Raw genomic sequence first — 25,682 nt, 5'->3', positions numbered from 1 at the left:
TCGCCTTACTCCCACTCGGTGTACCCGCACTTGCCGCAGTGCGTGCGGTCGCCGTGGTCGGCGAGGAAAGCGTCGCCACAGCGGGGACACTGTTCGCGGTCCGTGGTACCGTCCTCTCCGTAGAGTTCGTGACGGGACATTTAGGCCTCCTCCGCTTCGGCTTCGGCGTCGCCTTCGTCGGCGCCGATCTTGTTTCGCTCGAGCATGTGGTCCTGCTCGACGTCGCGGGCGTGGTCGGCCGAGTCGTAGACTTTGGCGTAACCGACGGTCTTTCGCATTCCGAACTTGGTGTCGAGCTGACGGATGACGACCTCGGCGGCGTCCTTGTTCAGCTTCGCGGCGAGGCTGTCACGCACCTGCAGACGGGAGGGCGTGGCGTCCTCGTGGACTAGTTCGAACGTAACGTCCGATCGGTGCAACATGGGGTTCTCCTCTTCGGAAATGATGTCGACGTCCATGATATCACTCAGTTACACTACTATCCCCGTGTAGCGCCTAAAAGGATTTCGAAGCGGGTGACGCCGGCTCCACCCTCGAGCGGACTGCGCCGTCGGCGTCTCGAGGCCCTGTTTCCGGGGCTGACGGTCGCTGCGACGGATGGGCGGGCGCTGCCTGGGCAGTGTCACGGCGTGACAACGAGGTCGGCGACGATGGACCGTCAGCGCATGCGACAGAACGAGCACGCGGACGAGTCCGGTTCGAACGTCCCGCCGAAACCGAGCCGACGGCGCGTCGCCCTGGACGGCGATCCGACAAAGCGGGTCCTGGATTACGGGCGACGGCCTGACGGCGCTCGGCCTGGTTTTCGTCCTCGGCGTCGGCGCCTGGCTCCTCGCCAGCGTTCCCGTCGCCGGCGCCGCCCTGACCGGCGCACTCGTCGCCCCGGTCCACGCCGTCGCGATCGCGTCGCTGTTCGAGCACCGCCGCGAGAGCGCGGGATTCTCGAGGGCGTCAGAGCCGTAGCGATTCACACCGGACCGATCGAGCACGCTGCGGTGGCGCGCGCTGGACGAGGGCGAAGCGAATAGCGAGCCCTCGTCTAATGCCGTGCGAGGGATGAGCGAGGGAACGCAGTGACCGAGTGAAGCGGCTGGGGAGGGTGTGGAAATCCCGTGTGTCCACGATAGGTAGCGGTTTCCAGGCGGTATTTGCCATCCGACGACGCGAACTCATACACACGCACCGCTGCGCACTGAATCAACTATCTCGGATGGAGAATCGATGGCGACTACCGCTACCTACTCTTCGAGTACCGCCAGTCCGCGAGGCGTCTGCGTCTCGAGCCCCTCCGCCCACGCCACGTCGAGGCGATCCCACGAGTCGCCGAAGTCGCTCGAGCGGAACAGTCCTCGATTGGTCACGCCGTACACCTCGCCCTCGGTGTCGGTCGTCGCGAACACCGCCCTGACCACGCCTTCGCCCATCGGAAGCCCGTTGCCGTCCAGCCGTTCCCAGGGGTCGTCACCAGTCTTTCGGTAGACGTACGACTTGGCCGAACTCGCCGTGTGAGCCGACCCCGCGCCGCTGGCGCTCGAGAGGAGCACCGACTCGGGATCGCTCGGGTCGGGGACGACGCTCCAGCAGTAGCGGTGCTCGAGGCCCTCCTGGGGCTGGTCCCACGACTCGCCGCCATCCGTCGAAACCGCGAAGCCGTCGCCGGCCGCCGAGTAGACGAGCCCCTCGCGATCGGGATGAATCGCCAGGCTGTGGTTGTCCCGTCTCGAGCCCGGTGGCCGCTCCTGCCAGCTCTCGCCAGCGTCGGTACTCAACACGAACGCGCCGGCCTCGATGCCGACGTAGAGTCGGTCGGGATCGAACGGGTCGACCTCGAGCCAGCGGACGTGGTGGGTGTGCGGCCGCGGCGGGAAGAACCACTCGTCGGCCGAGGGGAGGTCGACCAGTCCCTCGAGGTGTTCCCAGCTGTCGCCGCCGTCCTCGGACCGGTACACGCGACTGGGTTCGGTCCCGGCGTAGACGACGTCGGGATCGTGCGGGCTGATCGTCACCGACATCACGGCGTCGCTCTCGACGTCCTCGGCGTCGCCGTACCCCTCCTCGAGTTCGGTCGTGAACTCGGTCTCGAGGGGCTCGAACGTCTGGCCGCCATCTGTCGATCGGAAGAGGCCGCTCTCGAACGTGCCGACGAAGACGCGGTCGGGCGCGTCGGGGGAGGCGGCGACGCACTCGAGGTCGTGGCCCTCGAGGTGGTTCACTGTCTCCCAGTTCCCGTCGTCACGTTCACAGCGGAGCAGCCGATTCCGCATCGCGGCGTAGATCGTCGCCATACCCGGGGATAGGTCGGCCGTACTCAGAAAGGTTCCCCCGGCCGTCCGACCGACCGACGGAGCGGCGGTCAGACGACGAGCCAGTAGGCGGCCAGCCCGAGTCCCGCGAGAACGACCGAGATCGCGACGAGCACGCCGTACTTGATCGCGACGTTGCGCCTGCGGTGGGTCTCGCAGACCGCGACGTCCTCGTGTCGCTTGAACGTCATCGTGTGCTCGGCCGGGCGCGTACAGCCGCTCATCTGGCACCGGTCGTCGGCCACGTCGGGACTCATTCGTTCGTCTCTCGAGTCGAGGCTGTCAAATCGGTTTTCGTTTCGTCCGCGGCTCGCTCACTGGAGGTCGCGCCGTTCGAAGACGACCGCGCTCGCGGCGACCAGCGCGACCGTCGCGACGGCGAGGACGAGGATGCCGGTCCACTCGAGGTCGCCCGCGACGAGGATCGCCGCGGGGTCGAAGTGCCGCGAGGCGGAGAGGGCGCCGAGCCACTCGTAGTCGGTGTCGTAGGTGATCGAGTCGAGGAGGAAGGTGCCGAAGACGACGCCGGCGCCGACGGTCTGGGCCCGCCGGACCGAGTCGAAGCTGACCGATGCGAGCAGTCCGATACCCCCACAGGCGAGCAGGTAGAGGACGGAAACGCCGTGAACTGCGGCCATGTCGGCCAGATCGATCGACTCGTCGACCAGCACGATCCCCGCGTAGATGGCCGCGAACGTGACGACGTTGACCGCGACGACGACGGGGACGAACGCGAGAAACTTCTCGACGACGAACCTGGCGCGAGTGATCGGCAACGACAGCAGCATGTCGGCCCGGCCCCGCTCGACCTCGCTCGCGATCGTCGACCCCGCGGCGTAGGCGAAGTAGATCCCGAGGAGGATCACCCAGCCGAACTGGTAGAGCTGCGAGACGAGGTAGCCCTCGATGGTCGTCAGCGTCGTCACGTCGCCGACGAACGCGCGGGCCACCTCCGGCGGGAGCGTCTCGAGGTAGGCGTCGAGTTCCCCGCCGGTCTCGCGGATCGACGGAAACAGCCCCATCGTGAGCGCGATCAGCGCGAGGAAGGCGACCGACAGCAGTACCGTCCCGCGGGCGCGTCGCCCCCACTCGAACCGAGCGATCTCGAGCATCAGGCGTCACCTCCAGCGGCCGGCGGTTCCGCCGTGTCGGCCGCCGCCCCGGAGCCGTCGTAGAAGTGCATGAAGACGTCCTCGAGGGCGGCCTCGCGCACCTCGAGATCGTCGACCGTGTACGCCGAGAGGCGGTCGATCAGCGCGTCGAACTCCCGGGAGAGCACGAGCTGGTAGGTGGCGCCCGCGTCGTCGCCTCCTCGACTCTCGTCTCCGGGGCTCTCGAGGTCGCCGACGCCGACATCGCTACCGCCGTCGATTCGCTCGACGCTCGAGACGCCCGGGAATCGGAGCGCCTCCGGATCGGGCGCCTCCGCCAGGCGAACCCGGACGACGGTGCCGCTCTCCTCGATGATGCCCTCGACGGTGTCCAGTTCGATCAGCCGGCCGTCGCGGATGATTCCGACGCGGTCGCAGACCCGGCGGACCTCGCTCAGGATGTGCGACGAGAAAAACGAGGTCTTCCCGCGTTCGCGCTGCTCGTCGAGCAGTTCGTAGAACTCGTTCTGGACCAGCGGATCGAGCCCCGACGTCGGCTCGTCCATGATGACGAGGTCCGGATCGTGCATGAACGTCGCGACGATGGCGAGTTTCTGGCGGTTGCCGCTCGAGTAGGCCTTCACCGTCCGGTCGAGCGGAACCGGAAAGCGCTCGAGCAGTTCCTCGCGGCGTTCGTCGCCGCGGATGCCGCCGAAGTAGTCGAGGATCTCGCGTCCGGTCACGCGGTCGTAGAAGGCGACGTCGCTCGGCAGGTAGCCCAGGTTGCGTTTGGCCTCGAGCAGTTCGTCGCGAGCCGTCACGTCGGAGCCGAGGAGGCGGGCCTCGCCGCTGGTCGGCTCGAGGAGGCCGAGCAGCACGCGGATCAGCGTCGACTTTCCCGCGCCGTTCGGTCCCAGAAAGCCGAAGATCTCGCCGCGCTCGACGTCGAAGGTGACGTCTTCGGCGCCGCGAACGTCACCGTAGTACTTCGTCAATCCCGAAACCTCGATCGTCGCCGCGTTCGCGTCGGTCACGTCCCCTGATTATCGACGACGTACCTTATATTCGAGCGAACGGTCACCGGATTCGGTTCGTTCGACGCGGACTCCGGTCGGTCACTCGACGGCGAACGTCTCCGAATCCATTCGGACGCCGCCGAGCCAGCACTCGAGGGCGACCCAGACCAGGTAGAGGCCGACGAGCAGCATGGCGATCCCGTTGAACAACTGCCAGCCGCCGGGTCCGGTCAGGAGCTGTGCGAACCCGAGCGTCGTCGATCCGAGCGCGAGCGCCGCCATGCCGACCGCGCCGATCCGGGGCCAGTCGGCCGTCGCACCGCCGACCGAGACGCGCTCGCGGACGCCGGCGACGAAGAGCAAGACTCCGACGACTGCGAGCCAGCCGGCCAGAAACGCCGTCACGGGTGTCACTCCGCCGAACACGACGACTCCGAGCGCGAGCAGTGCCGTGACGACTCCGGCGCCGGTGAATCCGCGTCGAACGGTCTCCTTCTGGTCGCTCATCTGTTGGTGCTACCACACATGTGGCTCCGGTAACGGTTCCGATTTCGGTGCAAAAAGCTCGCAACCGTTCGGACGACGGATTCGGCGAGTCAGTCGTCGTCCATCGGCGCAGTGACGGGATCGACGCGCTCGCCGCGCGGCCCCTCGAGGTCGACGCCGGGGAGCAGATCTCGCAGGTAGCGACCGGTGTGGGAGGCCTCGAGGCGGGCGACGTCCTCGGGGGTTCCGGTCGCGACGATCTCGCCGCCGTTCTCGCCGCCCTCGGGGCCGAGGTCGACGACGCGGTCGGCGTTCTTCACGAGGTCGAGTTCGTGTTCGATGACGACGACGGTGTTGTCGTTGTCGGTCAGCCGGTGGAGGACATCGATCAGCTTGCGCTCGTCCTCGCTGTGGAGCCCCGTTGTCGGCTCGTCGAGCAGGTAGAGCGTGTTGCCGGAGTCCTTCTTCCCGAGCTCTTCGGCGAGTTTGACCCGTTGGGCCTCGCCGCCGGAAAGGGTGGTCGAGGGCTGGCCGAGGGTCATGTAGTCGAGACCGACGTCCTTCAGCAACTGGAGTCGGCGGCGGATCTGGCTCGAGGACTCGAAGAAGTCGTAGGCCTCCTCGACGTTCATGTCGAGGACGTCGGCGATAGTCTTGCCCTTGTAGGTGACGTCGAGCGTGGCGTCGTTGTAGCGAGCGCCGTCGCACTCCTCACAGGGGACGTAGACGTCCGAGAGGAAGTTCATCTCGATCTTCACCGTCCCCTGGCCGCCACACTCCTCGCAGCGGCCGCCCTTGACGTTGAACGAGAACCGTCCCTTCTCGTAGCCGCGCTGTTTCGCCAGTTTCGTCGAGGCGAACAGCTCCCGGATGTAGTCGAAGACGTTGGTGTACGTCGCCGGGTTCGAGCGCGGCGTCCGACCGATCGGCGACTGGTCGATCAGCCGGACGGTCTCGATCTGATCGAGGCCCTCGAGGCTGTCGTGGTCGCCCGGGATGACGCTCGTGTTGTTGTTCATCTCGCGGGCCAGTCCCTTGTAGAGCACCTCGTGCATGAGCGTGGACTTGCCCGAGCCCGAGACGCCCGTGATCGCGGTAAAGCAGCCGAGCGGGATGTCGACGTCGAGGTCTGCGAGGTTGTGCTGGCGAGCGCCCTGGATCGTGAGCGCGCCGTCGGGATCCCGGCGCTCGTCCGGGACCGGGATCTGCTTTCGTCCCGAGAGGTAGTCGCCGGTGACCGACTCCTCGCAGGCTTTGACCTCGTCGACGGAGCCGTTGACGACGACCTCGCCGCCGCGCTTGCCGGGGCCGGGCCCCATGTCGATGACGTTGTCCGCGCGGCGCATCGTCTCCTCGTCGTGTTCGACGACGATCAGCGTGTTGCCGAGGTCCCGAAGCTCCTCGAGCGTGTCGAGCAGGCGGTCGTTGTCCCGCTGGTGGAGCCCGATCGAGGGCTCGTCGAGCACGTACAGCACGCCGACCAGCCCGGAGCCGATCTGGGTCGCGAGTCGGATCCGCTGGCTCTCGCCGCCCGAAAGCGTCGAGGCCTCGCGGTCGAGCGTGAGGTACTCGAGGCCGACCTCGCACATGAAGCCGAGACGGGCGCGGATCTCCTTCAAAATCTCCTCGGCGATCACCTTCTCGCGCTCGGTGAGGTCGGCCTCGAGCGATTCGAAGTGCTCGAGCGCGTCGCCGATGCTCATCCCGTTGATCTCGGTGATCGAGGTGCCGTCGACCAGCACGGCCCGACTGGCGGGCTTGAGCCGGGTCCCGTCGCAGGCCGGACACTCCGTGACCGACATGTAGTCCTCGATGTGCTCGCGCGTCGAGTCGGAGTCGGTCTCGAGGTAGCGACGCTCGAGGTTCGGGATAACGCCCTCGAAGCGCTTGCGCTTCCGGCGGGTGCCGTTCTTGGTGTGGCGCTTGAACAGCACCTGTCCGCTGGTGCCGTAGAGGAACGCGTCCTGGACGTCCGCGTCGAGCTCCTCGAACGGCGTCGACAGCGAGACGTCGAAGTGCTCCGCGACGGCGTCGAGCCGGGTCTTGTAGTACGACCGGTTGTAGCTCCACGCCTCGAAGACGTGTTTGAGCGGCTTGGACTCGTCCTGGACGACGAGGTCTTCGTCGACCTCCTTGGTTTCGCCCAGCCCCTCGCACTCGGGACAGGCGCCGTGGGGCGAGTTAAAGGAGAACGAGCGCGTCTCGATCTCGGGGACGTCGATTCCGCAGTGGGTACAGGCGAGGTCCTTCGAGAACTCGACGACGAAGCGGTCGTCGGATTCGGTCTCGTCGCCGAGCGCGCCCGTACTGCGGGCCATCCTGCCCAGCTCCGCGGCGACCTCCTCGGGTGCGTCCGGAAGGATGACCTTGAGAACGCCTTCGGCCTCGTCGAGGGCGGTCTCGACGCTGTCGATGATCCGCGGTCGGGCCTCGGTCGAGACCTTCACGCGGTCGACGATCACGTCGATCGTGTGGTCGAAGTTCTCGTCCAGGTCGGGTCTGTCGAGGGTCAGATCGTGCTCTTCGCCGTCGACCTCGACGCGAGCGTATCCCTCGGAGACGAGTTCGTCGAACAGGTCCTCGAAGGCTCCCTTCTGGTCGCGGACGACCGGTGCCGCGAGTTTGGCCTTCGTTCCCTCGGGGAGCTCGAGGATTCGCTCGACCATGTTCTGGGCGCTCTGCTCGCCGACTTCGCGGCCACACTCCGGACAGTGGGGGGTGCCGACGCGAGCGTAGAGGAGACGGAGATAGTCGTGAAGCTCGGTGACGGTCCCCACCGTCGAGCGGGGGTTGTTCGCGGCGTTCTTCTGGTCGATCGAGATCGCCGGCGAGAGCCCCTCGACGGTCTCGACCTGGGGCTTGTCCATCTGGCCGAGGAAGTTCCGAGCGTACGCCGAGAGACTCTCGATGTAGCGGCGCTGCCCCTCGGCGTAGATCGTCTCGAACGCCAGCGAGGACTTCCCGGAACCGGAGAGACCGGTGACGACGGTAAACTCCTCTCGCGGAATCGTGACGTCGAGATCCTTGAGGTTGTGCTCCTCTGCCCCTCGAACCTCGATGTGTTCCTGGCTCATCGGTAGACCTGAGCGATAGAACGGACCGGTGGTCGATCTGACAGTCGGTTCATTATACGCGAGTCACGGGTTGGAGGAACTTAACGCGTCTGAAAGGCCAATCCCGTGGTGTGTGCTAGCAGCGAGCGGCTCGCGGCGACCCAAATGACTTCGGGTAGAAGCGCTAACGGATCTGTATGAGCGACGACACCGGAGCCGCACTCTCAGTCGGGGAGTTCGTCGAGTACTGTCGGACGCAGGCCGGCTTGCTCTCGGGACGCGTCGAGACGATGACCGACGAGGCGAACGCACTGCTGGACGAGATCGACGAGGAACTCGCCGAACTCCGCTCGGAACTCGAGAATCAGTCGGGAGAGACGCCACGAACGGCCCGTCCACCGTCGGCGACCGGTCCCGACGAGGAGCCCGACGTCGACGACCTCGAGGCGACCGGCCAGGACGTCGAGGAAAAGCAGCTCCTGGTCGACGCCAAGCAGGCGCGGATCCAGGCCTTCCAGGAACTCGCAGCGGAGTACACGGAGCTCGCCGAGACGTTGCAAGCCGAGGTCGAAGACGGCCAGGCGGCGCTGACTCGCGTCGTCGAGTTCGAGGCCGAAGCCGACGCTCCGGCCTACTTCGACGACCGGCAGACGGTGTGTGAGGCCGCCCTCGAGTCCCAGTCGTCCGACGAGTAGTTCCGCACTCGAGGTCCCGCGTTACGGGTGGTTCGACTCAGCCGTCTACGACGTCGATCTCCCCGCGCATCGTGGGCTCGTGCGGTTCACACACGTACTCGGCCAGTTCGTCGCTCGCCTCGAACTCGAGGGTCTGCGTCTCACCCTCGCCCTCTATCGGACGGGTGGCGTGATCGTCTACGATCTCGTTGTCGGCGTCCCGAAGTTCGATATTGTGCCGGAACCCGTCTCCGTTCTCCCACGTGATCGCGTACTCTCGCCCCTCGAAGAGCACCAGCGTCGGGTTCTCCTCGCCATCGATCGGATCGGGTTCGGCGCCGATCCAGACCGTGACGTCGGACTCGAGTCGAATCTCGTCGACGGCTTCCCACTCGCTCGCCCTGTCCGGCTCTTCCGGCTCGTCTTCCGGCGCTTCCTCGTCCGGGTCGAGTTCGGCCTCGGGCTCTTCGTCGGCTAGACACCCGGCTACCGGCGTCGCGGCGATCGCGCCTCCAGCGAGCTTGATAACCGTTCGCCGAGTTGCACTAGTTTCCCCCCACATGTTCGATAGTATGCAGATGAAGCCCTTAGACTATTTCCGGAAGATGGTGTAAAATCGTTCGAAGAAACCAGTTATTTCTGAATTATTCTCAGTCGGTTCTCCCAACGCGGTCGGCAGGAAGAACTGACGGGTGGGACGACGGTGATTCGAAGCCACGTCGGCGTCGCCGCCGCTACAGCGTCGTGCCCGTACCGCTTATTTCCCTGTACCGAGTGCTAGCATCCATGTCCCGTACGACCCACAGATGTACCTGTGGTGCGACGCTGCAGTTCAGACAGGACATGCAAAAAGAACGGGGCGGCGTCAGCCGCAACTGGAAGTGCAAGGACTGCGGAACGCCGGTTCCCGGCGTGGTCGCCGAGCGGCTCAGCCATCAGCACCCCTCCTGACCGAGAGTACCAACTGCAACGGGTTCCACACCGATCGCATCGTGTGCCTCGAGATCTGACATCGTGATCGCGTCACCGAAGGAGTCGCACAGCTTCTCGAGCGAGACCTGATCGATGCGGACGGATGGCGTCTCACCGATCGACTACCGTCGCTGTGGATACTCGTCGTAGTGCTGTCGGCTGATCGCCCAGGTCGGGCCGTCGGGACGTACTTCGCGGACGACCGACTCGTCTTTCTCGAGGTCGCGTTCCCCGTCGTAGTGAAGAATTCAGTCACACACTTCGCGTAAGACACCTCGCTGGACGACGGTTTTTCGAGAAGGCGATGTCCTCGAGCTGGTCGCGGTTCTCCTCGACGAAGACCTCGGCTGCTCGGCGATCGTCGCCCTCGAGGTAGTAGACAGTCGTGAACCCGCCTCCGTCCCCTGTGTTCGTCGTCTCCGAGGACTATGTGACCTCGATCTGTCGCAGCTCAGGCCGTTCCTCATACGAAAGCCCTCCAGTATTGACCTTCGTTCGGGGGCGCTCAGTAAGCCTGTCGGAGAGCGTCCTCACAGTGAGCCGGATTGACCCGCAGATCGTGTGTAACGTCTGAACGTCTTGCCAGCGTATACTCCTGACTGCTGTCGCTGGGTGGTGTAGCGTTCGAAAGAAAAGCGAAATGCCGCAAGGGCCGGATTAAATCCGGTAGTTCGTTAGCCGATTAGTTGTCGCGGCGGAGTGCGAGCATGGCGGCGGCGAGCAGTGCGACGACTGCGACAGCGACACCGAAGCCAGGCGTGGAGTCGTCATCCTCGCCTTCGTCGTCACCGTCGTCGCCGTTGGCGTCGTCGCCGTTGGCGTCGTCGTCACCGTTCTCGTCATCGCCGTTCTTGTCGTCACCGTTCTCGTCGTCACCGTTCTTGTCCTCGCCGTTCTTGTCCTCTTCCTCTTCGAGCGTCAGCGTGACACTCTTGTCGTCACCGTCGATGGTGACATCCTCGGAAGCGGACTTGTAGTCGTCGTGGTCAGCGGTGACGGTGTACGTGCCGTTCTCGAGCGCGCCCCAGTCGGACTCGCCGTCGACCGTCACGTCAGCGTCGAGAGCCTCACCGTCCTCGTTCTCGACGGTCACGTCGAGGTCGTAGGTTTCGGGCTCAGGCTCTTCAGCACCGACCAGTTCGACGTCCTCGAGCGTGTCCTCAGCGTCGGACTCGTGGTCTTCGACGGTGAGGTCGAAGAGGACACCGTCCTGTTCGCCGGCGAGGTCGAATTCAGCGCTGAACACGTGGGCGCCGTCGTCACCAGCGGTGACAACAGCGTCGGTGAAGGCAACGAAGCCGCCCTCGTCGTTGGGCGAGTCAGCGTTGGCTTCGAGTTCCGTGCCAGGTGCGACCGTCGTGGTGCCGTTCGCCGTCGCGTCCTCCTCAGCGGGGAGCGACTCGATGGCATCCCACTCAACGACGCGGTCGACGATGCTCAGCTCGAGTTCCTCGCTGAACTCGTCGTCCTCGTCGTCAACGTAGCGGTTGTCGTCAGTGATCTCGAACTCGACGTCGTAGTCGTCACCGACTTCCAGCTCGTCGGCGTTGTGGACGACGAAGACCAGGTCGCCATCGTAGTCGTCCTGTGCCGTGTTGACTAGCTCGGCGTCGAGGTGTTCGTCGTCAGCGTCGGTGCTCCAGGTGGTTGGCTCGCCGATCGGGCCAGATTCCTGCTCCGTGATGCTGAGGACGATTCCTTCATCGTCCAGGTCAGCGTCCCCGTGGAGCCCAGCAATGATGCCCTCTGCGCCGAAGTCGTCGACGGTCACGATGAGGGCGTCTTCGTCAGCAACACTGTCGGTCGCGGTGACCGTTGCGTCGTCGTAGGAGTCGAAGTCAGAGACTTCGTCCGCAGCAGGGGCGGTCTCGAGCGAGACGTCACCCGGGGTCGTGCGGTCCTGGACGACCAGACGGTCGCGGTCGTACTCGTTGTCGATCTCGTTGTCGCTCACGGAGTCACCGACCGAGAGGTCCCAGTTGTAGGCGGGGAAGGCCTCATCGGAGCCGAGTTCAGTGTCGACGTCCTGGTCGGCGATCTCTGCGTCGGAGTCCTCGTGGACGATCCACGGCTCGTCAGCAGCGGCGTGCGTGTTGAACAGCAGCGTCACTTCTTCGTCGTCGATGTTCTCGAGTTCGATGGTGGAGACGTAGCCGTCGTCATCGTCACCGAGGACGACAGCGGCCGTGTCGGACTCGCTCACGCCGATCGTGATCTGTCCGAGTTCACCCTGTGCGGGCTCGGAGACGTCAACGAACTCGTAGTCGAGTTCCTCGTCGGTCACTTCGACCGTTGCCTCGTCGGAGTCAACGGTGTCTGCGACGTCGAAGGTGATGTTGTACTCGCCAACCTCAGCGTCGCTGAAGTCAGCGTCGAGGTTGTCGGCGTTGCCGACGCCCTCGAGGGTCACGACACCGTCGTCGGAGTCGACGGAGGTGTCAACGCTATCGTCCGCACCGAAGATCTCGTCGAGTTCGTCCTCGTCAAGGTCGTCCGAGGAGACGACGACGTCGTAGCCGTCGTCACGGTCGGAGTCGAAGCTGAAGTCAGTGCTGCTGACCTGGGAGACGACACTACTCATCTCGACCTCGAAGTTCGTTTCGTAGGCCCAGAATCCGTACTTGTCGTCGTAGGTGTCGTCACCGTGGACGACCAGGTGGTACGGCTCGTCATCTTCGAGTTCGCTGGTGTCGAAGGTGGCGTAGCCGTTGTCGATAGCGGAGGTCTCGACGTTGTCAGCATCGTCCGATGGGAAGCCCTCGCGGATCTCGGCACCGTTGGCGTCCTCGAGGTCACCGACGGCCATCTGCTGGCCGACCCAGACGTCTTCAACGTCGTCCGGGCTGTCGAAGACTACGTCAGCGTCGACTGCGGACTCGTCGGATTCGTCGTCGTCACCGTTTTCGTCTTCACCGTTTTCGTCTTCACCGTTTTCGTCTTCACCGTTTTCATCGTCCTCTTCCTGGACGTTGATTTCGGTGGTTCCGGTCTCGACGCTCTCGTCACCGAAGACTGCTTCTCCGGAGATTTCGTACGTCTCTCCAGCAGCATCTTCGGGGACATCAACAGTGTATTCGGCAGTGACTACGTCACCGTCCTCAAGATCTTCGCTTTCGATATTCCACGAAGCGAAGTCCTCATCGGAGACGGTAGTTGTATCACCATAGAATTCTCCGTTGATTTCAACCGGTCCCAGACTCACGTCAGCGAAAGCGGGATCGAATTCTTCGTCAAATCCGAAGTTACCTTCTTCAGGAACTTCACCAATCTCTACCTGTACCTCCACATCGACTGAGTCACCAGCCGATGGTGTTTCGTCCGAAACGGAAGTGCGGTCCGAGGAATCAACGGCCTGGGCTGCGACTGGCGCCGCAAACCCGGCCATCGCGACCACGGAAAGCACCATAAGCGCGGCAAGGAACACTGCACGTCCCTTTTCGCGATATGAGTTGTTTTCTGTCATTGTTTGTTGTCTGCGTTTATTGTAAACCGAATCTTTCTCGCCGAAATATCACGGCGGTAGTCGACTCGGTTTGGTGGGTAGGGGTAACTGCTACTTTAGACAGATGGTATAAATGTTTTGTGGGGCAGAAATAGTATTGAACATGATTTAGCAATTAACGTGAATTTAGCCTGTATGCCTTGTATTAGGCGGTCTTAGCTCCATTTGCGCCACACCGATTATGTTGCATATTGACAATCAATGAAGTAGATAACTCGAGCTATTGGTGATTGACTGCTTCCTGGTCATTCTGGTATTGTTGAAATACAGTTAGAGCAGTTGATCGATGAATCCGATATAGGGTTTTTGTACTAATTGAATAGTTTAGAATTTAATACATCGTATTCTGTTGAATACTGATGGCTGTTCCATGGATCCAGTCTGGGGTTTTGAGTCTCTATACAGAAGTGCGAGAGTTGAATATTGACCGCTGTGCGCTCAGCAGAAAAACGGCTGCAGTAGTCAGTCAAGCAGCTACCGGTCCACTACTCCGCCAAGCATCGATGACGTTTCGCAGCAATCCAGTATCTATCTCTGCTGTCCGCCAGTCGTCAATCCCAGTTCGAAGACCACTAGTCTGAACGATCCCCTCATCGTCACTGATCAAACGGAGATAAGATTCCTCGAAACTCTCATTCCCGATCCAGATCTGGTCCGCTCCCGTGATCGTGGAGGTTCCCGCACGGTCGGTCAGGGTTCCATTGATTTCCAGTTCTTCGTTTTCTGTTACATTGTCATCGATCAGTAGGTCGTAGGTTATTGTCAGTTGCTCAGTTGAATCTGCCTCGAGGTCGAACTGTACGTCAACACTATCTTCATTGATAGTTGCTTCATCCGGTTGGATCGGTTCGTCGTCGAAGGTCGCCTCGAGATCGGATATCGTCACCAGCTCAGAGTCAACAGTTTCACTCACCTCGACCGAGCCTGACCGAGGTACGTCAACATCGATTGATACGCTAGTTTTGTTTCCAGGGGCAACGGATGTGTCTTTAACTGACCGGGTAGGGTGTTCGGCGACTGGCGTCTGCTGGAGTTCAACCGTAAAATCGGTGGGCTCGTTAAGAACGAGTGTATCTCCATACGATCGCTGCTCAAAACGGTCTTCCTCTGGTGGGTGTACCGCGGTCACAACGTAACCAGCCAGATAGATCTCACCCGGCTCATCTTCGTGGTACGTTATTTCTCCCTCTTCATCCGTGTCAAAAACTTGACCGGCCTCGGCATCGCCGTTACCAACGTGTGTGACCATGACGGATGCATTTTCAACGGGTTCGCCATCGGTTGTCGTCACCGTAGGCTTCATAGGTTGAGCCTTAGGGAATTGCACTGATCCGAGATCACCGTCATCCGCGGTGATGCGGTCGAGTGCATACGTGATTGGTACACCTTCCGATGGAAGAGGTTCTCCTTCATGGTCAAACCGATAATACACTACATCAATACTCTCGGCTTCAGATGAAACAGTGGAAAACGACCCGGATTCGTCTGGTACGTCGACGCCAAGGACTTCTTCCGTTTCAGTATCGATGAGGCCTATAATACCAGAGTCAATCGGATCTCCACTGTGATCCGTGAGTGTGGCACTGACAACCGTCTCATCGCTGACACTCTCAACTGCACCATGAGCATCGACAATGCCATGCCCGTAGCGGATGTCCTGTTCCTCAGGTTCGCCAGCGGGTTTTCTTGCAGATTCTGCCAATGCTTCCTCAATCTCCTGAGGCGTGAGGTGGTCCTCCGTCGACGACTGCATCAGCGCCGCAATGCCTGAAACGTGAGGTGCCGCCATTGAGGTACCCCACTTGCTTTCGTACCCACCGCCAGGCATTGCACTCTCGACATTCGAACCTGGTGCGACGACATCAGGAACAACGAACTCAGAAGGCCAATCGGAGGGGGCATCCAATCCCCACACATTCTCCGTATCGATTGTTTCTCCCGAAGAGTACTCAGCAACGGATTCGGAATTATCGGTCGCACCAACTGCAAGTGAATCGTAAACGTCCCCGGGGGAACCACTTGTATCAACTCCGTTGTTTCCAGATGCTGCTACGACCATCGTACCCGAATTCTGCGCGTTACGGACTGACTCAATATATATTGGATCGGAATCTCCGCCACCAAGACTCATACTGATTACATCGGCATCGTTTTCGACCGCCCACTCAAGCCCAGCGAGAATTTGCGTATTGTATCCGACACAGCCCATGTCACAATATTCGGTCAATACTGCAGCATGCATCAATTCAACATCGGGTGCAACACCTATGTGTGTCCCGCTGGCATCGCCACCAGCAACTGTTCCACTTACATGAGTTCCATGTCCAGAAGGATCGTAATCTTGCGGATCAGTACCACGATCGAAACCCCACCTGTCGAACTCAGCCCATCCGTTCTGATCGGCGAGATCAATATCTGGATGATTTGGATCAACGCCCGTATCTAGCACCGCCACCCGTACACCTTCACCGCGCGTATCGTACTCATCCCAAACCTCTGGGGCATTAATTTGCTCGAGTCCATACGTCGTTTGCGGGCTCGAGGTTGGCTCTATAGTGCTCGAATTGAGCGTATCTGTGGAAGAGGGACCCGTGACCGGTGAGTTCAAGCTGTTTTCTGCCTGGACAGTTGAGCCAAGCGCCTGGACTTCGGAATTCGGAGTAATCATCGTGACACCCTCAAGAGTGGCGAGTTCATTGACTGATACTGCCTCGGTGTCGACCGTCACGAAAGCAGCAGTAGTAATCCAAAACTGCCGTTCAACTGTCAGACCTGGCGTCGCTTTAGCGTGCTCCACCAGTGGCTGCTGTGTGCGCTCAGAGCGTTGTTGGAGCGTTTGTTTGGCTTCGGACTCTGATAGGCCAGTGAGATCAGGATCATCAAAGTGGATTAACAGTTCTACCTCGCTATCGGCGTCAGCTAGCTCGGGATGGATTTCCCCCTGTGTTTCGTTTTCTGCGGCTGCAACGTTTCCACTAAACACTGCGAGAACGATAAATAAAAATACTATAACTAAAGGCAGCACTGGTACACTGACAATCGAGTTTGATAGATTCCTCATTAGTACTGAAATTCTGTTTCAACATAATAACAATTTCTATTACCATTCTCGAGCAGACGGTACAACGAGTGTGCCTGACAAGGAGAAAACCATTTGACAGAGTGAACGGGTATAGAGGCAACTGGCCAGGAATAGTAACTATAAATCCGTCCTGATTATTGTCCGAACGTGAATAGCGGTAGGTTCCTGCCACGTTCAAGAGGTAGAACGAGAACTCATCCTGAAAGCCACAGTCACCAGTCCGCGTGAGTTATAAGCTTAGTTACTTTTCGATGGGGTCACGACTGCGCCAGTAATCGATAACATTGCGCAGTAGACTCGAATCGATGTCGCCGTTCCGCCAGTCGTCAATGGCGGTGCGGAGTCCGCTCGTATCGACCACATTGTCTTCATTAGTGTAGCCACAGACACTCGGTTCGTCTTCCGTGCATATCGTCACACTAGCAGCATTTTGAATGGGTTCATCGTTGACTCTGATCGACTCACCGAAATCGTTCTCGTCATCGATGTAATGAAGCATCGCGGTCGCTGTTTGGCTCTCCGCGAGCGGAGGATCAAGGGCGACCGTAAGATTCTCACAAGTCTCGCCGCCCTCGATCGGATCGCTATGGCCGATGGCGTCTCCTGACTCGTCGTGAATGACAACTACGAAATCATCCGGCTTGTGTGCCGCCCTCTCCACGACGACCGTTTCACCAGTCGATACCTGATTTCTGATGGAGATATCGCCGACCTCTCCCGGGAGAACGTCTACGATCGACGCTGGACACCCTTCCGGAATAACGTTCTGTGGGTCATTCCCGTTACCGTCCTCGAACTTTATCCGACTGCCATGTCGCTCGCTCCATCCGCCGTGGAATCCGTCGTCCCACTGCGTATCGGCGACGGTAATATGGCTGGGACTGTCGTTCGCACCGGCGACAAACGAGTAGTGGTGGCCATTCATATGGAAATGACACCCCTTCACCTCGACGGATCCAGGTTCCCATGCCCAGACGCCCCGTCCCTTGCGGTACTGACGAGAGTCGGTAACAGATGCAACGCAGTTCTCGATGATTCCTTCGGCAATCCGGTAGTGAGAGACCCAGCAGTTCGCAGCGTAACAGTTCCGCAGGGTGACCGTTCCGCCACCGTCGGTCCCGGGAGCGGAACAGTAGAAGCCGTTGTCACTCATCTCCTGAATGTTCACCCGCTCGATTTCGAGGTGGCCATCGTGTTCGGGAGCAATCCAGAGCCCAGTTCCACCTTTCTCCTCGTAGCGGGCACCGTCGCCGATCCAGACGTTCTCGATATGAGAGTTACCGCTTCCCGTATCGGCAACACAGAGAACACATTCGTCCCCTATCTCAACCTGTCCACGGACCGCGACATTTCGGATCGTCCAGTCCGTACCGGTCGCGATAATCGATACCCCTGCATCAGTCGCAGTTACGTCAAAGAGAACGTTCTCGAGCGTCTCACCGTCGTCAACGTAAATAAGTTTTCGCTGATCCACAGGAACAGTGACAGTCTTGTAATCCGAACCAGATTCCGCCTCAACTGTCGTCGTACCCATAGCTGCCATGCCGACTACTCCAAGATACGATCGCCGATGAAGGAAAGTGAGTTCCCGCTCGTGTTCCCCCTTCATCCTGTTTATGATGATAGTTTCCGCGAAATATATAATCTATGTTGTCAATCATCAATACCTGCAAACTGAATCCGGTTTCACTGGGCAGGTCAATCGCTACAGCTACTCGCAACTTTATAGAAATCTATAATAAAGACGTCTCAATGCAAATGGAGAAACGGTTGTTAGCTAGATCTCCAAAGATCGATCACATCACGAAGCAGGTCAGTATCACTCCTACCGAGCCGCCAGTCATCAACTCCATCGCGTAGACCATCTGTTTCGACCTTACCAGTTTCTTCATCGGCGTAGTCCTCTGCTTCCTCCGGCGGTGACCCTTCTAATACGGCTACTGTCTCTGCAGTGCTATCCGAGTGACCGTTTGCGTCCGTAACGGTAAGCGAGACCGTTTGCTCACCAGAATTCGGGAACGCGTACGTGACAGATTTGCCAGTGAGTTCTACCGAGTCATCGGACTCGATCGTCCACAGATAATCAACGATACTGGCGTCTCCCGGTGCAGACGGACCGGCGTCGAACTCCACTGTCTCGTCAACATACGGTTCTGGTAAACTCACGTCAAAATCAGCCGTTGGTGGATGTTCACCATCCTCAACCGTGATCCACTCGGTGTCGCTATAGTATCGACCGCTTTCGTCAGTAGCCCAAACTCGAAGCGATAACGAATCACCGGCCGTGTGATCAGGGATAGACAGCGAGACGATTTCCTCAGATGTTATTCGGGCCCCAATCGTATCCCGTGGCGACCATGTACTAGCGAAGACAATTCCGTAAGCCGTGCTGTCATCTGGAGTAGTAAACTCAACATCAATCGTCCCACCCGGCGTAGCAGTATCGTCAGCGAATGTTAGTGATCCAGGGTGCTCTGGCTCCAGCCAACGATACGTAGTGGTCGAAGTATATCGATTAATGTAATTCACATACTCGTGGAATCGGACATCATTAGGGATTGCTACGCTCGTCGAATCCTGGCCATCTGAATCAGTAAGCAGATACTCTGTTCCGAACGATCCAGTTGAATCAGTGCCGTAGTGAGCGTCGAACAGAAGTGGGATGTCCGCAGATGGCTCATCAGTTCCAATTTCGGTCGCGCTAACAGAAAACTCCGATTCCTCACCGGGGATCGCCGATGGACTGAAATTGATGTTGTATGCTTGGAGAGATGCGAATATGGAACTCGTATATTGTTCGTCTTCGTACTGCAATACTGCCTCGCCGCCTAACCAAATATTATCCGGTACAGACTCCGGAACTGAGAACGTTGTAGTCGCAGTACCGTCCTCGTCAGTCGTTACTGATGTCGAAAGCGCAGGTGCTCCGATGTGATCGTACTGGAGGAAGATATCCACCTGTTCATCAACGATCGGTTCACCGGCATCGTCCGCTCCGAGTTCAATTTGAACCGGCTCACCCGGTTCAGGACTCCACATCCAGGCTCCGAACGAAACATCTTCCGACTCATCCTCGTCATCGGAGTCGTCTCCCTCATCGAATTCATTTACTCGTATTCGGTCAACCGTCAATTCAACCTCCCTTTCATCCGATAGTTCAGCAGTAACGGTTAGATCTTCCTCAACATCTGACGGCAATTCATACTCTAATAGGAAAAACCCGCCAGCGTCAGTCGTGACTTCTTCCTCAAGGACTGGTTCGTCGTCCCAATTCGTTCGGAACTGAAGCGTAACGGTCGTGTCAGCAACCATCTCGTCCCCGTCATAAAGATATCCCCCGTAGACACTCTCAGTGCCAGGGATTGCATGTCGGAGACTCAAATTCTGCCCCCCAGTGACGTCTGCAGCGGTGACCCTTCCGCCAGCGGACTGGTCTCCTTCAGTCGTTTCAACACCTTCGATACGATATGCACCGGTCTGGTGGGGTGTGAAAGAGATCGTCGCGAATCCGTCCTCGTCGGTGGTAGCTACTTGATCGGCGACGAGCTCACCATCCGGATTTTCGACGGTCATCTCGAGCTCGACATCTGACTCGGGATACTCACCGTTTCTCGCGAGGAAAGCGAACGTAACCTCTTTGTCGACATGTACCGGATCAAATGTCCGCGTCGTGAGATCGATCCAGGTCCCGACCGAAAATTGGAGCTGAGTCGTCGTCTCCGTCTCATCGTGTTCGACTGAAATCGTATAGGTTCCATCTTCGCGACTCTCGTCGGACAAGTCGTATTCGATATGTGCACCACCGTTCTCATCAGTAGTGACATTGAACGAATCCGTCGTTCCATCTGGTCGCTCAACTTGGGCTGTCATCGCCTCGCTTTCAAGTCCAGTAGTCGCAGTACCAGTGGTATCATATGTTCCTAACCAGATGTCTGCAACGCCATTACTGGGGAACGAAGGGCCAACTGGGACGGCAGTCACTGCAACCCGCACTTCATCTCCCGCCGTCTGTGTGGCAGACTCCAGGACTTGATCGTCGTCCTGCCGTGGGTCTCCATCGGTAGGATCGTAAAGAGCGAGCCCATCATTTGTCTCAATGACGTATTTTTCGTCTGAGATTTCCTCCGCTGATTGTGGGTTCATCGCACCGGTTTCGGCGCCAGCCGTCCCAGAGCCCGACAATAACCCTGCTGATAGTACTGTCCCGCCAGTTACCACCATAAACTCGCGTCGACCTGATTCGTATGGCATCAGTCAGCCCAATGGACGGCGATTATATAAATATTATTGACTTTCGTTTTTTCATATAATATTATATACGAATATATTGTTTGGTGTATTCAATTAATTATGAATAGTCGTTATGGCAATCATTGTCTGTGTTGCGCAGACAGCAGTTGGACACCACGGTAGCATTGCAGTAGTCAGCAACTGGATCGCCTTCTTTGGCAATCTTCAGCTATGAATCGTGGAACGTATCAAAAACGAATCCACGAGCGAAAGTGAGTCGATCGCGTGTATTAGTAATTAGTTTTCGTCAATAGGATTACCACTGCGCCAGTAATCAATGACGTCGCGTAGCAGGTTCGTATCAATATTGTCGCGACGCCAGTCGTCGATCGCACCACGTAACCCATCAGTTTCGACGATCCCGCTCTCGTTCGCGTACTCATCGGCCGGAGAATCTGGTAGATACTCTCCCTGTGCTGTCTCAGCTTGTTCTTTCACATGCGCGTGAAGTTCGTCGCGATAGGTACTGACTGCATCCGGAATCCCATCATCGTTTGTTCCGACCGGCTCGATATCGTAGACGACAAGCGCCCGGTGATCCCCAAAGTTCGGATCGATACTCTCAGCGGTCACAAGTTCACCGGTGACACGAACGCGCTCGTTCCGTGTCTCGACGGGTCTATCCTGCAGTTTGTTGGAGACACCGGCGTATAGCAGCATGTCATCACGCTCGGCTGGTTGCCCCTCATACAGGACGCCGGCATGGACGACCGCATCGCCGAGGATGGGGAGACAGGTCTGTCCGATCGTGACAGCGTCTGGCCCACAGGGCGCGATCTCTAGCAACGACTCCTTGGTGCTAATCTGGAGTTCTGTTGTGTCAGCTTCGACCGTGATCACCTCGCCATCGTACGTTCCACTCGAGAGCGACTGTAAGTCGTCCACAGAGGTGCTGGCGATAGATTGGTCGACGACGTGGAACTGTGGCGGTTCGCCGCTACGAGTGAGGACGACACCGTCGATCTCCGTTTCGGCGTTCACCCAGTAGTGATGTGACCCGGAATCGTTGACAGCTGGTATCGACTCACCGAGTCGATCCTGTAACTCTGTTTCGAGACCCTCACCAACGTCAGGGCTCGTGAGGTACATTCCCGCCCACTGGCTGGCCTGGCCGGGTGGGAGTTGCTCGAGGTCAGGTTCAGAACTGTACCGCCCGTGCGTCACCTGGTGAGTGAATTCTCCGTCTGCGAGTTCGTGTACGTAGGCGATCTGCTGGTAGTCATCCGTCACTCGAACCAGCGTTTCGTTGTATTCGGCAGTGTTTTTGCGGAGGTCCTCGAGCGCGATCGACTCACCGGACGTCTCGGTCTCGACCGAATCCGCGAAAACGACGTTGAAGTCGAGAATGTCCGAGTACGTGCTCTCGAACGTGTCGCCTTCGACGGTCGTTCGACCCGTTTCTACCGGCTCGTCGGCGACAACGATCCACCGCTTTTCATCGGCAAACAGTTCGACAGCTTCCGTTCCGATCTCGTCACCGACGAGATCAGCAAACTCCTCGGCCGTCTCGAGCACTTCAGTTTCCGTCTTCGGATCGAGCTGAACGGTGGCTCCGTCGACGGTCTCAGTTCCGATCATTCCGGCTGACGTTCCTGTTGCGATCACCGAAGCGATGGCTGTTCCACCGAGGGTTCGCAACAAATTGCGCCGCCCCAGTCCGTACCCCATCATTGTCAGCTGTCCCCTCCCGTCCGGCTATTACTAGCAGCCATATGATTGGTATGTAGTACATTTCAGATAAATTCTATTATTGATAGTGAATGGCACCTGAGTTACACATCCACGGCTGCAGTACCACCTCGGTTGTCACGGAAAGCGAGCCAGGGATCCGAAACGGAACTGACGAACCCATCGTTGGCGTCTCGAGAGACTCAGAGCTACAGGATGTGATGCATCAAAAAATGTGAAATCAAAGCCGATCCGCGGAGGATCGGTGGTTAGTCGTGATTACTCGTCGCTGTTGTCGTCACCGCCGGAGCGCCATTCGTCGATGACGTCGCGGAGGAGATCGGTGTCGATCTCGTCGCTACGCCAGTCGTCGATAGCGTTACGGAGGTTGTCCGTGTCGACTTCACCGTCGTCGTTACGATACTCGTCGATTGGATCTTCGGAGACGTCGCCAACAGTGATGTCAACCGAATCGCTGACGAACGTCTTGGAGTTGGAGTCCTCCTTCTCAACTTCGACCGTGTACTCGCCGACATCTTCAAACGTGTATTCAAGCGTGCCGTCGATTTCGACGTCTTCAGCGACCGCGTCACCCGACGCGTTGTAGACCGTCAGCGTACCAGAGGTCTCCTCCGCGAAGTCCTCGCGGACGAGCGTGAACTCAACGGAGTCGTTCATTTCGATCTCCGTCTCGTTGGCGGAGAACGTGAGCTGGACTTCCTCGAGGTCCTCAGTCACGTCGAGCGTGACAACCGTGATCTCGTCGGAGCTTGCACTCTCGTCAGCGTCGACCTCGAAGGCGATCTCTTCGCCTTCGACGAGGTCGTACTCGGCGAAGTCAACAGTGAAGAAGCCTTCGTCGGTCTCAAGCTCAGGTTCCTCATCTGCTTCGTTCCAGTCACCAGTGAGCGTCACGTCCTGCTCTTCGATGCGGTCGCCATTGGCGTCACGCACGACGAACAGGACCTCGTCCTCAGAGTCGAATTCGACTTCGTCTCTGACGTCAACGTCCTCGCCGTTCTCGCGCTCGAACAGCTGCATGTTGCCGGCGTCGACATCGATGGCACCGAAGTATTCACCGACATCCTCAGCCTGTGCACCAATCTTGAGCGAGGTGTTCTCGGCGTCGTCGATCTCGTCAGGCGTGATCGTGATGTTCAGCTGGCCCTCGTCAGAGAGGGAGCCTTCGTAGGTGGCGCCTTCGTGCCCGATCTCGCCGCCGTCATCAGCGTCAAGGTCGGTGATGTGGAAGGTCGCGTTGTCTGCAGTGAACTGCACTTCGCCTTCAATCGGTGAGCCGTCGCGTGGGTCCGTGACGGTCACCGTAACGTCCTCGGTCGTGACACCCTCCGTCAGGACAGCATCACCGAGGTCGGTTTCAATTTCGGGTTCAATGACGGACAAGACACCGTCGCCCGTTTCAATGTTGTCCTCATCCGAGACTTCGATAGTGACGTCTTCAGCAGAGTCAACTTGTGCGTCCTCGACAGTGATCGTGTTGTTCTCCGCATCGATCTCTAGTGCGGGATCACTGTCGATAATCTCACCATCCTGGACAAGCTCAACCTCAAACGCTTCGAGGTCTTCTTCTTCGGAGACGACCTCACCGTCCTCGAGATCGATGACCTGGAAGTCAAAGTTTTCAGTTGCGCTTACGAGGAGTTCGTCGTCAGTTTCGACTTCATAGCGTTCCTCACCCTCGATGCTGATTATGTCATCGAGTTTTACTGTCGTCGTCTCGTCCTCAAGCGTCACTTCGATGCTGACGTCACCGGGTGCGGCGAAGTCAACTTCGTCAACGAACGCGTTTTCGCTCGTGCTGTACTCGTCGGAGGTGAGTTCGATCGTGTTACCATCGTCCTCACCGAAGCCTTCTGCATCATCCTCGTGAGTGAGGGTGACTATTCGGTCGAAGACAAATTCGCGGTCCTCGTCACCGATCTGGACGGTCAAGTTCTCTTCTTCACCGGCAGTGACCTCCTCTGGACTGATGTCCAACAGGATGTCACCGCTGACCTCCAGCGTCTCGGTGGCTTCGTAGGTCTCGTCAGCGTCTTCGTCTTCAGCGGTGACATTGACGACAACTTCACCAGCCTCAGCGAACTCGAGACCTTCGAATTGAACCGGTGTGGTTTCTGGGTTATCTCCCTCGTCATCAACAACGATCGGATCCTGCTCCTCAGTCAGCGTATCACCGGTGAGAGTGATCGTTGCCTTGTCAAGGTCAGCCTCAGCAGAACCAACTTCTTGGAAGTCTGGTCCAGTGACACTCACATGGACGTCACCCGACTCATCAACGGTTAACGTGTCGGAATCGCTAAGATCAACAGTGAATTCGCCTTCACCGATTTCGACGCTATCCGAGTCAGCCACGATATCAAGTGTGCTGGCACTTTCGAACTCAGCACCCTCAACACCGCCAGTGTAGACCTCGCCGGATTCTTCTCCGTAGTTGGTGTTGACTTCTAGCGTAGCCGTTACCTCAACATCAGCATCCATTGCGTTGGCATCGAACTCAAATTCATCACCATCAGTTTGAGCGTGGAAGTAGGCAATGTCATCTTCCCATCCAGCCTCGTATCCGACTTCTTCGTCCTCATCGTCATAGGCTGCAACGACGTCGGAATCGTCGATGTCGAGGCTCTCACCGTCGAATGGACCAGTTACATTGACGTAGCTGGTATGATCATCCGAGTAGTCCGATTCGAGGTCAAGGGTCGTTCCCTCTGCATCGGTGACGTTCACTGAGAATTCGTCAGCATCGCCACCGGCAACTGGGTCCTCTGCGTCGATCGTGAGGTCACCTTCCTGTGATGCTACGTCGATGGTAGCATCCTCAACGAGGAAGAACTGCTCCTCTCCCCCATCGCCTTCGGTTTCGTAGACGAAGACAAACTCACCAGCATCTTCTGCATCAACAGTCACGTCGTCGATCGTGCCGTCGGAGAGAACACGGAGGTCCTCTCCGGACTCGAGGAGATCATCCTCAGTATCGACATCGTCGCTGTTGAAAGCGAGATGGAGTGCTTCGAATTTGTCATTGTCGAAGTCACCGTTGTCGTTGGCCACCTCTCCGCTCACGACAAACGAGTCATCGAAGACAGGATCGGTGTCCAGGTCAAAATCAACATCGATCTGTGGAACGACTGATACTGTAACAGTTTCCGCTTCTCCATCGGGATCGACCGTAATGGTGTATTCTTCACCTGCATTTACATCGTCACCGACTGGGTCTGCGGTGAAGGAGAAGGTCCCGTCGGTCTCACCAGATGTGACATCGTCACCTCCGCCATTCGTCCCGACTTCATACTTTCCCGTTCCATCCAGATTTTCTACCGTCACATCAACGGTCGTAATCTTGTCGTCAATGACCGTCTGCGGGTCAGTAGTAGCCTCAATCTCTTCTTCTGCCGCCGCACTCCCTGCGAACCCGACTCCGCCCATCGCGACGACGGACATAATCATTAAGACCGTCAGGAAGACTGACTGTACTTTTTCTCTCCTACTTGTCATTGTGATCGTATACCTCGTGTTTCATAAGTTCG

Annotated in this window: 17 protein-coding genes and 1 pseudogene; 2 read left to right on the top strand and 16 right to left on the bottom strand. The window is 58.7% G+C overall.

What is annotated here, in order from left to right:
• Positions 1-5: 5 nt before the first annotated feature.
• The 8 genes from CV102_RS13460 to uvrA all read right to left on the bottom strand — a co-directional run bounded on the left by CV102_RS13460 (position 6) and on the right by uvrA (position 7,970).
• Positions 6-140, bottom strand: a complete 135-nt coding sequence (locus CV102_RS13460) for a 30S ribosomal protein S27ae (RefSeq protein WP_148858527.1) — start codon at positions 138-140, stop codon at positions 6-8.
• Positions 141-458, bottom strand: coding sequence for a 30S ribosomal protein S24e (locus CV102_RS13455; RefSeq protein WP_148858526.1), 318 nt, complete (start codon positions 456-458; stop codon positions 141-143). It abuts the gene before it with no gap.
• A 780-nt stretch (positions 459-1,238) separates the two neighbouring features.
• A complete protein-coding gene (locus CV102_RS13445) occupies positions 1,239-2,285 on the bottom strand; it encodes a WD40/YVTN/BNR-like repeat-containing protein (RefSeq protein WP_148858525.1) in 1,047 nt (348 codons plus the stop codon).
• A gap of 68 nt (positions 2,286-2,353) precedes the next feature.
• Positions 2,354-2,560, bottom strand: coding sequence for a hypothetical protein (locus CV102_RS13440; protein ID WP_233710686.1), 207 nt, complete (start codon positions 2,558-2,560; stop codon positions 2,354-2,356).
• A 57-nt stretch (positions 2,561-2,617) separates the two neighbouring features.
• Positions 2,618-3,415 (bottom strand): ABC transporter permease, encoded by a 798-nt coding sequence (locus CV102_RS13435; RefSeq protein ID WP_148858524.1) that lies wholly within the window; start codon positions 3,413-3,415, stop codon positions 2,618-2,620.
• Entirely contained in the window at positions 3,415-4,428 is a 1,014-nt protein-coding gene (locus CV102_RS13430; RefSeq protein WP_148858523.1) for an ABC transporter ATP-binding protein, read from the bottom strand. Before CV102_RS13430 ends, CV102_RS13435 begins: the two co-directional genes overlap by 1 nt.
• An 81-nt stretch (positions 4,429-4,509) precedes the next feature.
• A complete protein-coding gene (locus CV102_RS13425; RefSeq protein ID WP_148858522.1) occupies positions 4,510-4,917 on the bottom strand; it encodes a hypothetical protein in 408 nt (135 codons plus the stop codon).
• Between the two features lie 89 nt (positions 4,918-5,006).
• Entirely contained in the window at positions 5,007-7,970 is a 2,964-nt protein-coding gene (uvrA, locus tag CV102_RS13420; protein WP_148858521.1) for an excinuclease ABC subunit UvrA, read from the bottom strand.
• 176 nt (positions 7,971-8,146) lie between these two features.
• On the opposite strand from uvrA, the gene CV102_RS13415 reads away from it, so the two are divergent.
• Positions 8,147-8,644, top strand: a complete 498-nt coding sequence (locus CV102_RS13415; protein WP_148858520.1) for a hypothetical protein — start codon at positions 8,147-8,149, stop codon at positions 8,642-8,644.
• A gap of 37 nt (positions 8,645-8,681) precedes the next feature.
• Here CV102_RS13415 and CV102_RS13410 read toward each other — a convergent pair whose 3' ends face one another.
• A complete protein-coding gene (locus CV102_RS13410) occupies positions 8,682-9,185 on the bottom strand; it encodes a cupredoxin domain-containing protein (RefSeq protein WP_148858519.1) in 504 nt (167 codons plus the stop codon).
• A gap of 224 nt (positions 9,186-9,409) precedes the next feature.
• Here CV102_RS13410 and CV102_RS26000 point away from each other — a divergent pair, with 224 nt between their 5' ends.
• A complete protein-coding gene (locus CV102_RS26000; protein ID WP_187432964.1) occupies positions 9,410-9,574 on the top strand; it encodes a hypothetical protein in 165 nt (54 codons plus the stop codon).
• 703 nt (positions 9,575-10,277) lie between these two features.
• Here CV102_RS26000 and CV102_RS13405 read toward each other — a convergent pair.
• The 7 genes and pseudogenes from CV102_RS13405 to CV102_RS13380 all read right to left on the bottom strand — a co-directional run bounded on the left by CV102_RS13405 (position 10,278) and on the right by CV102_RS13380 (position 25,650).
• Positions 10,278-12,881 (bottom strand): PGF-CTERM sorting domain-containing protein, encoded by a 2,604-nt coding sequence (locus CV102_RS13405; protein WP_233710685.1) that lies wholly within the window; start codon positions 12,879-12,881, stop codon positions 10,278-10,280.
• A gap of 75 nt (positions 12,882-12,956) precedes the next feature.
• Positions 12,957-13,058, bottom strand: a pseudogene (locus tag CV102_RS27220) (surface glycoprotein); the annotation flags it as partial.
• A 505-nt stretch (positions 13,059-13,563) separates the two neighbouring features.
• Positions 13,564-16,158 (bottom strand): S8 family serine peptidase, encoded by a 2,595-nt coding sequence (locus CV102_RS13400; RefSeq protein WP_148858517.1) that lies wholly within the window; start codon positions 16,156-16,158, stop codon positions 13,564-13,566.
• Between the two features lie 262 nt (positions 16,159-16,420).
• Positions 16,421-17,788 carry a right-handed parallel beta-helix repeat-containing protein gene (locus CV102_RS13395; protein WP_148858516.1) on the bottom strand — a complete coding sequence of 456 codons (1,368 nt, stop codon included), beginning with the start codon at positions 17,786-17,788 and terminating at the stop codon, positions 16,421-16,423.
• 164 nt (positions 17,789-17,952) lie between these two features.
• Positions 17,953-20,430 (bottom strand): PKD domain-containing protein, encoded by a 2,478-nt coding sequence (locus tag CV102_RS13390; RefSeq protein WP_148858515.1) that lies wholly within the window; start codon positions 20,428-20,430, stop codon positions 17,953-17,955.
• A 276-nt stretch (positions 20,431-20,706) separates the two neighbouring features.
• Positions 20,707-22,047, bottom strand: a complete 1,341-nt coding sequence (locus CV102_RS13385; protein ID WP_148858514.1) for a hypothetical protein — start codon at positions 22,045-22,047, stop codon at positions 20,707-20,709.
• Between the two features lie 369 nt (positions 22,048-22,416).
• On the bottom strand, positions 22,417-25,650 hold the full coding sequence (locus tag CV102_RS13380) for a surface glycoprotein (protein WP_148858513.1): 3,234 nt from the start codon (positions 25,648-25,650) through the stop codon (positions 22,417-22,419).
• Positions 25,651-25,682: the final 32 nt, after the last annotated feature.

The sequence above is a fragment of the Natronococcus pandeyae genome, assembly GCF_008122205.1.
GTDB lineage: Archaea > Halobacteriota > Halobacteria > Halobacteriales > Natrialbaceae > Natronococcus > Natronococcus pandeyae.
This window is presented reverse-complemented; position numbering and strand designations above follow the sequence as displayed.